The sequence below is a fragment of the Microbacterium stercoris genome (genome assembly GCF_017592545.1).
GTDB lineage: Bacteria > Actinomycetota > Actinomycetes > Actinomycetales > Microbacteriaceae > Microbacterium > Microbacterium stercoris.
Map to the genome: position 1 here is coordinate 661,060 of NZ_JAGFOA010000001.1, position 14,356 is coordinate 675,415.

Genomic DNA, 14,356 nt, shown 5'->3' on the forward strand with positions numbered 1-14,356 from the left:
GTCCTAGGATGGCCAGGTGGCACAGCGGATCCAGGCGGGTGAGCGTCAGCTCAATCTCATCGTGGCGCTGATGGCCACCGAGATCGGACTGACGAAGCAGCAGATCCTGGAGTCGGTCTCGGGCTACCGTCAGCGCAACGCCGAGAAGGTCGACGCGCTCGAGAAGATGTTCGAGCGCGACAAGGACGACCTGCGCGCGCTCGGCGTGCCGATCGAGACGATCGGCGACAGCGCCGATCCGGCCGATCTCCGGGAGGCGCGCTACCGCATCCCCAAGGCGGAGTACGACCTGCCCGCCGACATCGACTTCACGCCCGGGGAGCTCGCCGTGCTCGCCCTCGCGGGCTCGGTGTGGAGCGAGGGCTCGCTGTCGAAGGACGCCACCACGGGGCTGCGTAAGATCCGCGCCCTCGGCATCGAGGTCGATGAGCCGATCATCGGCTTCGCCCCGCGCATGACGGTGCGCGAACCGTCGTTCGGCCCGCTTCGGGACGCCATCGAGGCCTGCCGCATCGTGGCCTTCGACTACCTCAAGCCGGGGGAGGAGAAACCGCGTAGGCGGACCGTGCGCCCCCTCGCGCTCGTCGACTTCGAGGGGCGCTGGCACGTGTCGGCGCACGACGTCGACGCCGACGGGGAGCGGATGTTCCTGCTGGCCCGCATCGTGGGCGACGTGATGCCGACGCGCAAGGGCTTCGATCCGGCGCTGCGAGACGGCGCGGGCGAGCGCGCGATGGCAGGCCTGCGCGCGGTCGCCGAGCGCAACCGCGCGCTGCTGGAGGTCACTCCCGGCACCGAGGCCGCACTGCGTCTGCTGCGGCGCGCGCAGCCGGCTCCGCAGGGCATCCGCGTGCCGTTCGTCGACCTCCACATCTTCGCGGACGAGCTCGCCTCGTACGGGCCGGAGGTGCGTGTGGTCGACCCTCCGGAGCTGCGCGATGCGGTCATCTCGCGGCTGCGCGCCGCCCTCGCCGCGCACTCGGCGTCGGGGAGCGCGGCATGAGCCGCATGGTGACGCCCGACCTCGTCACGCTGTATCTCACGCTCGTGCCGTATCTGCTGGAGCGCGGCGAGGTGTCGGTCGTCGACGCCGCGCGCGACTTCGACGTATCGCCGGCCGAGATGCGGTCGATGGTCGAGAAGCTCACGGTGATCGGCATGCCGGGCGAGGACGACTACTTCCAGATGCCGAACGAGATGTTCGACATCAACTGGGATCTGCTCGACGAGCAGGACGTCATCGAGATCACACAGTCGGTGGGACTCGAGCGCACGCCCCGCCTCACGGCGCGCGAGGCCGCCGCTCTCATCGGCGGCCTCCGTCTCACGGCGGCCCTCCCGGGCATCGCCGGCACGGAGGTGCTCGAAGGGCTCCTCGCCAAGCTCGCGCGCGGTGCGGCCTCGGCTCCGGCGGAGGTCGTGATCGTTCCCGAGCCTGTCGACGCGGTGCGGGCGCTGGTGGCTCAGGCCCTGCGCGAGCAGGTGTCGCTGTCCTTCACCTACAAGAAGCCCGACTCCGAGCCGACGATCCGCACCGTCGATCCCGTCAAGGTCACCGTCGCCGACGGCCAGTGGTATCTGCAGGGCTGGTGTCACCTGCGGCGCGCGATGCGCAACTTCCTCCTCGAGCGGGTGTCCGATCCTCGTCTCACCGACACTCCGATCACCCACGGGCACGAACCGGTGTCGGAGCTGTTCGAACCGGGCGCGGACGACGAGATCGTCGTCGTGCGCTTCGCGGATGAGCTGGCGCCGCTCGTCGGCGACTACCTGTCGGGCGCCGAGTCCACCTCGCACGACGGCGTGACCACGGCGCGTTTGCGGGTGTCCGATGCCCGCACCCTCAAGCGCCTCGCGGCCCGCCGGTCGGGGCGCGTCGAGATCCTCGAGCCCGCGGCGGCGCGGCGTGCGGCCGCCGACTGGGCGGCGGATGCCCTCGCGCTGTACGGCGATCGGAGCTGACGGCGCTCAGCCGGATCATCTCTCGCGACGGTTAGACTGACCGAGCTTCCCCCGACACGAAGACGGAGATCCCCCATGGGCAACCTGACCGGCTGGCACCTGCTGATCCTGCTCGCTGTCATCCTGCTGCTGTTCGGAGCCGCGCGCCTTCCCGCGCTCGCGCGCAGCCTCGGCCAGTCCGCTCGCGTCTTCAAGAGCGAGGTCAAGCAGATGAAGGCCGAGGACGAAGCCGGCAAGCCCGGCACGCCTGCCGAGACGCAGGCTCCCGGCTACACGCTGAACGGCAACCCGACGGATCGCCTCCCCGGCGCCGACGAGCCGCACAAGCCGACCCAGCCGTAGGCGTCCGTGACCGCGGACTCCGCGTCGTCCGACCTCCCCGTCTCGAAGGACGACCTCCCGTACCGCGATCGGCGGATGTCGCTCGCGGATCATCTCGTCGAACTGCGAAAGCGGCTGATGATCGGCGCAGCCGCGCTGGTGATCGGCATGATCGTCGCGGCGTTCCTGACGGATCCGATCATCCAGTTCCTGCTGGGACCGATCGAGCAGGTCGCGAAGCAGCTCGATGACCCGTTCACGCGCCTCACCTACGCGAACGCGACGGGCGCGTTCGACATGCGCCTGCGCATCGCGTTCGCGATCGGTCTGCTGATCTCCGCACCGGTGTGGCTGTGGCAGATCTGGGCCTACATCATGCCGGGGCTCACCCGGAAAGAGGTGCGCTACACGATCGGCTTCATGGCGTCGGCGATCCCGCTCTTCTTCGCGGGCTGCTACGTCGCGGTGCTGGTGCTGCCGCACATCCTTCTCGTGATGTCCTCGTTCGTGCCGCAATCCGAGGTCGCGTCGCAGATCTACGACGCCGAGAAGTACTACGACCTGGTGTTCAAGACGCTGCTCGCGATGGGCGTGGCGTTCGTCACCCCGGTCTTCCTCGTCGCACTGAACCTGGCGGGGATCCTGTCGGCGAGCGACATCCTCAGGGGCTGGCGCGTCGCGATCGTGATCGCGACCGCGTTCGCCGCCATCGCCACACCTTCGGCGGACATCGTCTCCATGCTGGTCCTGGCGGGCATCCTGGTCGTGCTGTACTTCGCGGCCTACGGTGTCGCATACCTGTTCGACTGGCGAAAGGCCAGACGAGAGAAGGCCCTCGAATCGGAGATCTCGTGACCCTTCATCCTCAGACCGAGTCGTTCGCGGCGGCCCAGAAGTTCCGCCTCGACGAGTTCCAGGTCGAGGCGTGCAAGTCGCTGGAGAGCGGGCGCAGCGTGCTCGTGGCCGCGCCCACCGGAGCGGGCAAGACGATCGTCGGCGAGTTCGCCATCCATCTCGCGATGCAGACATCCGATCAGAAGGCCTTCTACACAACGCCGATGAAGGCGCTGTCGAACCAGAAGTTCCGGGAGCTGCAGGAGGTGTACGGCGCCGAGCAGGTCGGGCTGCTCACCGGAGACGTCAACATCAACGGCGATGCGCGCGTGGTGGTCATGACCACCGAGGTGCTGCGCAACATGCTGTACGCCGACTCGACGGCGCTGCGCGGGCTCCGCTACGTGGTCATGGATGAGGTGCACTACCTCGCCGACCGCTTCCGCGGCGCCGTCTGGGAAGAGGTCATCATCCACCTCCCCGCGGCCGTGCGGCTGGTCTCGCTGAGCGCCACGGTGTCGAACGCGGAGGAGTTCGGCGACTGGCTCGACACCGTGCGCGGCGACACCGAGGTCATCGTCTCCGAAACCCGTCCCGTGCCGCTCGAGCAGCACGTGCTGGTGCGCGGCGACCTGCTGCCGCTCTTCGACGAGCGCGCGGGTGCCGCCGCCGCGCAGGTCAACCACGAGCTCATGCGCATGCGCGGAGGCCAGGCGCACGCCGCCAACAGCGCGTTCTTCGACGCCCGCCGATCGGGCAGGCGCCGCGGCTCCTACCACCGGCCCGGTCCGCCGCGACGCGCCGAGCGCATCGACCGTCCGGAGGTCGTGCACCTGCTCGAGCGGTCCAACCTGCTGCCGGCCATCTTCTTCATCTTCAGCAGGGTCGGCTGCGACGCGGCCGTGCAGCAGGTGCGTCGGTCGGGCCTGCAGCTCACGACGGCGGAGGAGCGCCGCGAGATCCGCGAGGTGATCCAGGATCGGACGGCGATGCTGCCCGACGAGGATCTCGCGGCCCTCGGCTTCTGGGAGTGGGCGGAGAACCTCGAGCGCGGGCTCGCCTCGCACCACGCGGGCCTGCTGCCCGCGTTCAAGGAGGTCGTGGAGGAGCTCTTCCAGCGCAAGCTCGTCAAGGTCGTCTTCGCGACCGAGACCCTGGCTCTGGGCATCAACATGCCCGCGCGCACCGTCGTCCTCGAGAAGCTCGAGAAGTTCAACGGCGAGGCGCGGGTCGCGATCACCTCGGGGGAGTACACCCAGCTCACCGGTCGCGCCGGCCGCCGTGGCATCGACGTCGAGGGCCACGCGGTTGTGCAGTGGACCGAGTCGATGGATCCGCAGGCCGTCGCCGCGCTCGCGTCGCGGCGCACCTACCCCCTCAACTCGAGCTTCCGTCCGACCTACAACATGGCGGTCAACCTCATCGACCAGTTCGGGCGCGAGCGTGCCCGAGAGGTGCTGGAGTCGTCGTTCGCGCAGTTCCAGGCCGATCGCGCGGTGGTGGGGCTGGCGCGGCAGGTGAAGGATGCCGAGGAGTCGCTCGCCGGATACCAGAAGGCCATGACCTGCGAGCTCGGCGACTTCGCCGAGTACGCGGCCATCCGCCGGGACCTCTCCGACCTTGAGAAGCTCAACCGCCGCGACACGACGGCCGGACGAGGCACGCGCGAGAAGCGCGAGCGCGAGATCAACGGCCTCCGTCGCCGGATGACCCGGCACGCGTGCCACAAGTGCCCGGACCGTGAGGAGCACGCCCGCTGGGGTGAGCGGTACTGGAAGCTCAAGCGACAGACGGACAAGACCCGTCGCCAGATCGAGAACCGCACGGGCACCGTCGCGCGCCAGTTCGACCGCATCCTCGACGTGCTCGCCGCGCTCGACTATGTCCGCTTCGAGGGATCCGACGCGACCATCACCGAGGCCGGATCCCGCATGAAGCGCATCTACGGCGACCGCGATCTGCTGGTGGCCGAGTCGCTGCGCACGGGCATCTGGAAGAACCTCGATGCGGCTTCGCTCGCGGCTCTCGCCTGCGCCCTGGTGTACGAGCCGCGCGGGCGCGATGGTGAGCAGGTCGATCCGCGGTCGCTGCCGCGGGGCGCGTTCCGTCTCGCGCTGGAGGAGACCGAGCGCCTCTGGGCGGAGCTCGACGATCTCGAGCAGGACTTCCGTCTCCCCGGCACCCAGCCCGTGGCCACCGGCCTGGCGGGACCCATGCACCTGTGGGCCCGCGGAGGGCAGCTCGATCGTGTTCTCGCGGAGGCCGACCTGGCCGCCGGCGACTTCGTGCGCTGGGCCAAGCAGACGATCGACCTGCTCGATCAGCTCTCGCAGGTGGCCGACGGTGAGCTGGCGCGCACCGCGAGGAGGGCTCTCGACGCCGTGCGCCGCGGCATCGTCGCCTACAGCTCGCTATGACCGGCCCTCAGGCCCGGCCCGCGCGTCCCTCGAAGCGCGGCGGCCGCCACGCGCGCGGCACCGCGCGCCCCTCCGCCCCCATGCCGCTCTGGGCGGCGGTCCTCGCGGCGGTCCTCGGCGGGCTCGCGCTGGATGCCTCGTTCCCGTCTCTGGGTATCTGGCTGCTCGCGCCCGTCGCCGTGTCCCTGTCGCTCGCCTCGCTGATCGGGCGCCGTGCGGGTGAGGCGCTGCTCGTCGGCTTGGCGTTCGGCGCCGCATTCTGGTTTCCGCACATCGACTGGATCTCCCGTTTTCTCGGCGACAATCCGCAGAGCTGGGTGCCGTGGGTCGCGCTCGCGGGCATCCAGACGCTGTTCACGGGTCTCGGGGCCATCCCGATGGCGCTGGCGTATGGGTGGTTCCCCCGAGCGCGTTGGGCTCGCCTGACGCTGCTCCCGCTCCTCATCGCCGCGCTGTGGAGCGCACGCGAACTCATCACCGGCAGCTGGCCGTACGGCGGCTTCGCGTGGGGCCGGATCGGCATGAGCCAGTCCGAGAGTCCGCTCGCGCATGTCGCCTCCTGGGTGGGGGTGACGGGGCTGACGTTCCTCATCGTGTTCCTCTGCGCCGCGGCCATCGAGCTCGTGCGACTGCGCCGAGAGCTGCAGATCGTGGCGTTCACGCCCTTCGTCGCGATCGCGGCGATCCTGCTTCTGCTGCCGGCCTGGCAGACGACGCCGGTCGGCAGCCTCCGCGTGGGCGCCGCGCAGGGCGCCGGACCGTCGGCGTACATGGACGCGCGCGAGCCGTGGGAGCTCATCCAGGCGCAGCTGGACGCGTCGAAGCCGCTGCGCGAGGAGCTGGTCGACCTCGTCGTCTGGCCCGAGGGCGGCGTCGACTACGACCCGCTCCAGGACCAGGCCACCGCGACGATGCTGTCGAATGCGGCGCGCGCTTTCCGCGCGCCGATCCTGATGAACGCGGCGTCCGAGGTGGGGGAGCAGGTCTTCAACACCTCCATGCTCTGGACGGCCGACGGCGTCGACGTCGAGGGCGGCCTGCAGACGCACGCCAAGCGGCATCCGGTGCCGTTCGGCGAGTACGTGCCGGATCGCGCGTTCTTCGCCGCGATCGTGCCCGATCTCATCGGCATGATCGGGCGCGAGTACACCCCCGGTCGGGATGCCCCGACCGTCACAGGGGGCGATGTGGTCGTAGGCCTGGCGATCTGCTTCGACGTGATCGCGGACGACGTGATCCGCGAGGGGCAGGAGGCAGGCGCTCAGGTGCTGGTGTTCCAGACGAACAACGCCGACTTCCGTGGAACCGACGAGAACCTGCAGCAGCTGGCCTTCGCACGGATGCGCGCGATCGAGACGGGTCGCAGCGTGGTCAACCTCTCCACCGTGGGCACGAGCCAGCTCATCGCCCCGGATGGGACGACGCAGGCGGCTCTGGCGGTGGACGAAGCCGGCCTGATGATCGGCGATGTCGAGCTGCGGGAGGGCCTGACACCCGGCGTGGTGCTCGGGCCGTGGGTGCAGCAGGGGCTGCTCTGGGGTGCGCTGAGCGGGATCGTTGCGCTCGGCATCCTGCGCCTTGTCCGCCGACGGGCCTAACATCGGGGGCATGAGCTTCGAGGACACCGGCCTGCCGGCCGACGAGTGGTGGTACAACTCCCGCACGGGTGAGGTCGAGCACGGGCCCGAGTCCGCGTCCCTTCACCGTGTCGGTCCCTTCGCGACGCGAGAGGAGGCCGAGCGCGCTCCGGAGAAACTGCAGGAGCGCTCGAAGGCCTGGGCCGCCGAGGAGGCGCGCGAGGACGGGTGGGGCGACGCGTCGTGAGCTCCTCGGCCCACTAGGCTGATCGAGCGGCATGCCCCTGCCGTGACGGCTGGTGGCCTGCCACACGACGGATCCCGAAGAGGAGACCCATGGACAAGCAGAGGGACTTCGTTCTGCGCACCATCGAAGAGCGCGGCGTCAAGTTCGTTCGCCTCTGGTTCACCGACGTCGTCGGCACGCTGAAGTCGGTCGCGATCGCTCCCGCCGAGGTCGAGGGCGCCTTCAGCGAGGGCATCGGCTTCGACGGGTCGGCCATCGAGGGCCTGACCCGCACCAATGAGTCGGATCTGCTCGCGCAGCCCGATCCGACGACCTTCCAGATCCTGCCCTGGCGCGGGGAGATCGATCCGACCGCGCGCATGTTCTGCGATCTGTCGACGCCCGACGGGGAGCCGGCGGTGGCCGACCCGCGCAATGTGCTCAAGCGCACCCTCGCGAAGGCCGCTGACGCCGGCTTCACGTTCTACACGCACCCCGAGATCGAGTTCTACCTCTTCAAGTCGGGCAAGCCGGGGCACGACGGTCGCCTCGAGCCGGTCGACCACGCGGGGTACTTCGACAACGTGCCCGGCGGCACGGCGCACGATTTCCGCCGTCGCTCGGTGCGCATGCTCGAGGACCTGGGCATCTCGGTCGAGTACAGCCACCACGAGGGCGGCCCGGGGCAGAACGAGATCGACCTGCGCTATGCGGATGCGCTGACGATGGCGGACAACATCATGACCTTCCGCACAGTGATCAAGGAGGTCGCGATCGAAGAGGGCGTGCACGCCTCCTTCATGCCCAAGCCGCTCGCGGGAGAGCCGGGAAGCGGCATGCACACGCACATGTCGCTCTTCGAGGGCGACACGAACGCCTTCTTCGAAGAGGGAGCCCCCCACCAGCTCTCCAAGACCGGCCGCCAGTTCATCGCCGGTCTGCTGCACCACGCGCAGGAGATCGCGCTGGTCACCAACCAGTTCGTCAACTCGTACAAGCGCCTCTGGGGCGGCGACGAGGCGCCGAGCTTCATCACCTGGGGCCACAACAACCGCTCTGCCCTCGTGCGCGTCCCGCGGTACAAGCCGGGCAAGAGCCAGTCCGCGCGCATCGAGCACCGCGGCATCGACTCGGCCGCCAACCCCTACCTCGCCTACGCGCTGATGCTCGCCGCCGGCCTCAAGGGCATCGAGGAGGGCTACGAGCTGCCGCCTGAGGCGGAGGACAACGTCTGGGCGCTCAGCGACACGGAGCGCCGCGCGCTCGGCTACAAGCGCCTTCCCTCCAGCCTTCACGACGCGATCCGCTACATGGAGGACAGCGAGCTCGTCGCCGAGGCCCTCGGCGAGCAGGTCTTCAGCTACGTGCTCAGCAACAAGCGCCGCGAGTACGACCAGTACCGCGCGCAGGTCACGCAGTTCGAGCTGAAGCACAGCCTCGACATCATCTGAGCCCCGGATGTCGGATCGCGCGCAGTCGTCGCTGACGAACCTCGCCCGGATCGGCTTCTCGCGCCTCGACGCGGCTGCCGGACAGCTCGATGAGCTCTCCGAGCTGGTCGGGGTCGACCGGGAGGTGCTGCTCGCGGACGCCGCCTCGGCGGCCGATCCCGACGAGGCGCTGGCAGGCCTCCTGCGCATCGCGTTGCGCCGGAGCGAGGTCGTGAGCACCGTGCTGCAGGATCCGCACGGAAGACGCGTCGCCTGGCGGCTGCTGGGCGCGTCGTGCGGCTTCGCCGATTTCTATCTGCGACGACCGGATCAGCTCGCGCGCTTGATCGAGGCCGGCCGTCGGCTGCCATCGACCGCCGAGCTCAGGCGCGTGATGCACAGCGCGGTCGGAGCGGACGCGGACGGCTTCGCCGCGTCCGGCGACGACTCGGCGTGGATCGGGCTGCGTGTGGAGTACCGGGCCCAGCTCGCGGAGATCGCCTCGTATGACCTGATGAGCGCGGATCCGGTCGCCGTCGTCCACGAGGTCTCCGCCGCCCTGGCGGACGCCGCGGGCGCGGTGCTCGACGCCTCGCTTGCGATCGCGCGGACGAAGGCGCTCGGCAAGGGCGGCTTCGGCGGCTTCCCGCGGGAGGAGATCGCGCAGACGCGGCTCGCGATCCTCGGCATGGGCAAGTGCGGTGCGCGCGAGCTGAACTACGTCTCGGATGTCGACGTGATCTTCGTCGGCGAGGCGGCCCCCGGCTCAGAGCTTGCGGAGTCCCGCGCCATCGAGATCGCGACGCGGCTGGCCATCCAGACCATGCGCGGCATCGACGGCATCGAGGCGGAGCCGCCCCTTTGGGAGGTGGATCCGAACCTTCGCCCCGAGGGCAAACAGGGTGCCCTGGTGCGGACGCTCGAGTCCCACCTGGCCTATTACGACCGCTGGGCCAAGAGCTGGGAGTTCCAGGCGCTGCTGAAGGCCCGGCCTATCGCCGGCGACATCGCGCTCGGCGAGGCGTACGTGGCCGCGACGCAGCCGCTTGTGTGGTCGAGCTCAGGGCGTGAGGACTTCGTCGACAGCGCCCAGAAGATGCGCGAGCGTGTGATGGAGCACATCCCCGCCGCCGACGTCCCCCACCAGGTCAAGCTCGGCCCGGGGGGCATCCGCGACATCGAGTTCGCCGTGCAGCTGCTGCAGCTCGTGCACGGCCGCACCGACGAGGCGATCCGCGTACCTGCGACCCTGCGAGCGATCCCGGCGCTCGATGACGGAGGCTACATCGGTCGTGCGGAGGCGAAGGTCTTCGACCGGGACTACCGCGTGCTGCGTCTGATCGAGCACCGCCTGCAGCTCGTGGGACTCTCCCGCACCCACCTCATGCCGCGCACGGAGGACGGTCTGCGTGTGCTGGCGCGCGCGACGGGGCTGGCCGAATCCGCCAGCGGCATGACCGCCGTCTGGGAGGACATCAAGCGCGAGGTGCGTGAGATCCACGTGCGGCTCTTCTACCGGCCTCTGCTGGGCGCCGTCGCCCGCCTGCCTCAGGACGAGGGGTCGCTCACGGAGGACCAGGCACGCGACCGTCTCGCCGCCATCGGCTTCCGCGAACCCGCCGTCGCCCTGCGCCATATCGCCGCGATCACGAGTGGGCTGAGCAGGAAGGCGGTGATCCAGCGCACCCTGATGCCCGTCATGCTCCGGATGTTCGCGGACGGGGCAGATCCCGATTACGGGCTGGTCGTCTTCCGCCGCATCAGCGAGCGCCTGGGGGAGACCCCGTGGTTCCTGCGGATGCTGCGCGACTCGTCCGGGGCGGCGGAGCGGCTGACCCGGCTGCTCTCGACCTCCCGCTATGCGGGCGAGTTGATGGAGTGGATTCCCGAGTCCGTCGCATGGCTCGACAGCGACGAGCAGATGCGGCCGCGCAGTGCCGCCGCGCTAGAGGAGGAGGCGCGCGCCATCCGCACGCGCCACGAGAACCTCGAGGACGCGATGCGCGCCGTACGGGCCCTGCGTCGGCGCGAGATGCTGCGTGCCGCCATGGGCGCGGTGCTGGGGGCGACGACCGTCGAGCAGGTGGCCGATGCGCTGACCACCATCACCGATGTGACCCTGCGCGCCACGTTGCGCGCGGTGCAGCGCGCCGTGGTGCCGGACGAGGACGTGTCGCTCGACTTCTCGATCGTCGGCATGGGCCGCTACGGCGGATCGGAGCTGGGCTTCGGATCGGACGCCGACGTGCTCTTCATCTATCGGCCGGAGAACGTGGAGCCCCACCGCGCGGAGCAGCACGCGGGGCGGATCGTCGCCGAGCTGCGCCGGGTGTCCGAGGACTTCCGTCTTCCGCTCGAGCTGGACGCAGATCTCCGCCCCGAGGGGCGCAAGGGCCCGATCGTGCGGTCGCTGGACGCCTATGCCGAGTACTACCGCCGGTGGTCGGGTTCTTGGGAGGCTCAGGCTCTGCTGCGCGCGCGCGGCGTCGCCGGCTCGCACAAGCTGCTGGAGGCGTTTATGCGGCTCGCCGACGATGTCCGCTATTCGCCCTCGCCGGACGCTCAGGCGGTGCGGGAGATCAAGCGCATCAAGGCGCGCGTCGAGAACGAGCGGGTCACCTCCCGGATGGATCCGACCCGCCACCTGAAGCTCGGCCCCGGTGGACTCAGTGACGTCGAGTGGCTTGTGCAGCTGCTGCAGCTGCAGCACGCGCATGAGATCCCGGCGCTGCGCACGACCTCGACGCTCGGCGGCCTGGATGCCGCCGTCGAAGCGGAACTCATCACAGAGGAGGACGCGGAGCTCCTGCGGGCCGCGTGGATCCTGGCGAGCCGCCTGCGGTCAGCCAACACGCTGCTCACGGGACAGACCAGCGATCTGCTTCCCACCGACCGTCGGCGCCTCGAGGGCATCGGTCGCATTCTCGAATACCCGCCGCACAGCGCCACCCAGGTCGAGCAGGACTGGCTCGGCACGGCTCGTCGCGCCCGCAAGGTCTTCGATCGCCTGTTCTACGGGTGATCCGGCTGGCTCAGTGAGCCCGCCGCGCCGGGCCTCAAAGGTCGAAGGGCCCGCCGTAGGGCTCGAGGAGATCCCCCGTGTCGCGGGGGTCGTACCGCACCGTCTCGAGCGAGAACACCACGTGGGTCGCAGGCGAGACCAGCACGCTGACCGAGCGATTGCCGACCACCGTGAACTCCACGAACCGGGTCTGCGAGGCCGCCTGTTCGATTCGCGCCTTCAGCGCCTCCACGTCCTGACCCTGAGCAAGCAGGAACGCAGAGCCGTTTACCGTGACCTCCGTACGGACCATCGTCTGCATCTCAACCATGTGGGCACGCTACGCCGCACCGTGCGCCGCTTCGACCGGGTTGCGGGACGTCGCCGAGCGCGCTAGACCCGCGCGTTCCCGCGTGCTTCTGGGCCCCGCCATCGCGCCCGCTGCACGAAAAGAGCCCCTCGAGGTGAACTCGAAGGGCTCTTATCAGGATCTGGGGAGCGTCAGCGGATGCGACCGCCTCCGCTCCCCGACGACCCGGCGGCGATTCTCAGACGCCGTAGTACAGCTCGTACTCGAAGGGGTGCGGACGCTGCGCGGCGGGAAGGATCTCCTTCTCGTGCTTGTAGGCGATCCACGTGTCGATCAGCTCGTCCGTGAACACACCGCCGGCAGTGAGGAACTCACGGTCGTTGTCGAGCGCCTCGAGCGAGTCGACGAGCGAGTTCGGAACCTGGGGGATGCTCTTGGCCTCCTCGGCCGGCAGCTCGTAGAGGTCCTTGTCGATCGGCTCGTGCGGCTCGATGCGGTTCTTGATGCCGTCGAGACCGGCCATCAGCTGGGCCGCGAACGAGAGGTACGGGTTGCCCGAGGCGTCGGGAGCGCGGAACTCGATGCGCTTGGCCTTCGGGTTGGAGCCCGTGATCGGGATGCGGATCGCGGCGGAGCGGTTTCCGGCCGAGTACACGAGGTTGACCGGCGCCTCGAAGCCCTTGACCAGACGACGGTACGAGTTGAGCGTCGGGTTCGTGAAGGCGAGCAGCGCGGGGGCGTGCTTCAGGATGCCGCCGATGTACCAGCGAGCGATGTCCGAGAGCTGCGCGTAGCCCTTCTCGTCGAAGAAGAGCGGCTTGCCCTCCGACCACAGCGACTGGTGCACGTGCATGCCCGAGCCGTTGTCGCCGAAGAGCGGCTTCGGCATGAACGTGGCGGTCTTGCCCCACTGCTCCGCCGTGTTCTTCACGATGTACTTGAACTTCAGCACGTCGTCCGCGGCGTGGACCATCGTGTCGAAGCGGTAGTTGATCTCCGCCTGGCCCGCGGTGCCCACCTCGTGGTGCGAGCGCTCGACCTCGAGGCCGGCGTCGGCCAGCTTCAGGCAGATGTCATCGCGCAGGTCGGCCTGCTTGTCGACCGGCGAGACGGGGAAGTAGCCGCCCTTGAACGGGGTCTTGTTCGCGAGGTTGCCACCCTCCTCCTCGCGCCCGGAGTTCCACGCCGCCTCCTCGGAGTCGACCGCATAGAACGACTTGCCCTGCGAGACCTCGTAGCGCACGTCGTCGAAGACGTAGAACTCGGCCTCGGGGGCGAAGAACGCGGTGTCCGCGATGCCGGTCGAGGCGAGGTACTTCTCGGCCTTCTTGGCGACCTGGCGCGGGTCCTTCGAGTAGATCTCGCCGTTGCGCGGGTTGAAGATGTCGAAGATCATCACCAGCGTCTTGGACTCGCGGAACGGGTCGAGGTAGGCCGTGGTCACGTCGGGGATGAGCTGGAGGTCCGACTCGTTGATGGAGGCGAAGCCGCGGATCGACGACCCGTCGAACATCTGACCGACCGTGAAGAAGTCCTCGTCGACGGACGCGGCCGGGATGTTGAAGTGCTGCTGGACACCAGGAAGGTCAGTGAAACGGATGTCGAGGAACTTGACATCGTTTTCCTTGATGTACGACAGCACCTCGGAAGAGTCGTTGAACATGGAGGCTCCAGAGTGGTGGGACTTAGGGTGGGGATCGCCTGGAACGCAGGTGACTCGACGAAAGTATCCCGGGGGCGTTGCTCGAGGGTGTCCCTCGTGTTTCCGGAATGTTACGCGGGGTCAGGACGGGGGCGGACCGGTGAGGACCGCCGCGCCGCTTAGGCTGGAACGATGAGCGATTCCGGTGACGACTACCCGGGCCACGGCCTTGGGCTTCCGAGAGACGGGCGCGGAAGCATCGCCCACCTGCCGCGAAGGATCCTGGGGCTCGCCGTCGACTGGGCCGCGACCCTGGTCATCGCGAACGCCTTCTTCGCGGGGGAGCAGCTCGCGCCGCTCGCCGTGTTCGCCGTGATCCACATCGTCTTCATCCCGACCATCGGGGGCAGCCCGGGACACCGGATCGCCGGCCTTCGGCTTCAGGCCGCAGGCGGCGGCTGGACCGGCGTGTGGCGTCCGATCGTGCGCTCGGCCCTGCTGGTCCTGGTGATCCCGGCGGTGATCTGGAACAAGGACAACCGCGGACTGCACGACCTCGTGGCGGGCACCGTGCTCGTCCGAGCCTGACCCGATCGGTTCGCGAAACCGAAAAGGCCCCGCCTGGTGGCGGGGCCT

At 69.2% G+C, this 14,356-nt stretch carries 12 protein-coding genes; 10 read left to right on the top strand and 2 right to left on the bottom strand.

All coding sequences use genetic code 11. The features are described from left to right. The first annotated feature begins 16 nt into the window (after window positions 1-16). The 9 genes from J5V96_RS03060 to J5V96_RS03100 all read left to right on the top strand — a co-directional run bounded on the left by J5V96_RS03060 (window position 17) and on the right by J5V96_RS03100 (window position 11,789). Window positions 17-1,003 (top strand): helix-turn-helix transcriptional regulator, encoded by a 987-nt coding sequence (locus J5V96_RS03060; protein ID WP_372439923.1) that lies wholly within the window; start codon window positions 17-19, stop codon window positions 1,001-1,003. Continuing rightward, the gene (locus J5V96_RS03065) at window positions 1,000-1,962 is read left to right on the top strand and encodes a helix-turn-helix transcriptional regulator (protein WP_208500156.1); all 963 of its coding nucleotides are present in this window, start codon (window positions 1,000-1,002) and stop codon (window positions 1,960-1,962) included. Before J5V96_RS03060 ends, J5V96_RS03065 begins: the two co-directional genes overlap by 4 nt. 75 nt (window positions 1,963-2,037) lie before the next feature. Further along, on the top strand, window positions 2,038-2,304 hold the full coding sequence (tatA, locus tag J5V96_RS03070) for a Sec-independent protein translocase subunit TatA (RefSeq protein WP_208500157.1): 267 nt from the start codon (window positions 2,038-2,040) through the stop codon (window positions 2,302-2,304). 6 nt (window positions 2,305-2,310) lie between these two features. Further along, entirely contained in the window at window positions 2,311-3,138 is an 828-nt protein-coding gene (gene tatC / locus J5V96_RS03075) for a twin-arginine translocase subunit TatC (protein ID WP_372439924.1), read from the top strand. Further along, the gene (locus J5V96_RS03080) at window positions 3,135-5,534 is read left to right on the top strand and encodes a DEAD/DEAH box helicase (protein ID WP_307793375.1); all 2,400 of its coding nucleotides are present in this window, start codon (window positions 3,135-3,137) and stop codon (window positions 5,532-5,534) included. Before tatC ends, J5V96_RS03080 begins: the two co-directional genes overlap by 4 nt. Continuing rightward, window positions 5,531-7,132, top strand: coding sequence for an apolipoprotein N-acyltransferase (lnt, locus tag J5V96_RS03085; protein ID WP_208500158.1), 1,602 nt, complete (start codon window positions 5,531-5,533; stop codon window positions 7,130-7,132). The genes J5V96_RS03080 and lnt overlap by 4 nt, the downstream gene beginning before the upstream one ends. Before the next feature lie 10 nt (window positions 7,133-7,142). After that, complete coding sequence (locus J5V96_RS03090) at window positions 7,143-7,358, top strand: methionine aminopeptidase (protein ID WP_208500159.1); 216 nt, start codon at window positions 7,143-7,145, stop codon at window positions 7,356-7,358. An 89-nt stretch (window positions 7,359-7,447) separates the two neighbouring features. Further along, window positions 7,448-8,788 (top strand): glutamine synthetase family protein, encoded by a 1,341-nt coding sequence (locus J5V96_RS03095; protein ID WP_208500160.1) that lies wholly within the window; start codon window positions 7,448-7,450, stop codon window positions 8,786-8,788. 7 nt (window positions 8,789-8,795) lie between these two features. After that, the gene (locus tag J5V96_RS03100; RefSeq protein WP_208500161.1) at window positions 8,796-11,789 is read left to right on the top strand and encodes a bifunctional [glutamine synthetase] adenylyltransferase/[glutamine synthetase]-adenylyl-L-tyrosine phosphorylase; all 2,994 of its coding nucleotides are present in this window, start codon (window positions 8,796-8,798) and stop codon (window positions 11,787-11,789) included. 34 nt (window positions 11,790-11,823) lie between these two features. Here the strand turns inward: J5V96_RS03100 and J5V96_RS03105 are convergent, their stop codons facing one another. Both J5V96_RS03105 and glnA read right to left on the bottom strand, forming a co-directional pair. Further along, on the bottom strand, window positions 11,824-12,099 hold the full coding sequence (locus J5V96_RS03105) for a hypothetical protein (RefSeq protein WP_236014372.1): 276 nt from the start codon (window positions 12,097-12,099) through the stop codon (window positions 11,824-11,826). 217 nt (window positions 12,100-12,316) lie between these two features. Further along, window positions 12,317-13,741 carry a type I glutamate--ammonia ligase gene (gene glnA, locus J5V96_RS03110; RefSeq protein WP_208500162.1) on the bottom strand — a complete coding sequence of 475 codons (1,425 nt, stop codon included), beginning with the start codon at window positions 13,739-13,741 and terminating at the stop codon, window positions 12,317-12,319. A 171-nt stretch (window positions 13,742-13,912) separates the two neighbouring features. Here glnA and J5V96_RS03115 point away from each other — a divergent pair, with 171 nt between their 5' ends. Continuing rightward, a complete protein-coding gene (locus tag J5V96_RS03115) occupies window positions 13,913-14,308 on the top strand; it encodes an RDD family protein (protein ID WP_208500163.1) in 396 nt (131 codons plus the stop codon). Window positions 14,309-14,356: the final 48 nt, after the last annotated feature.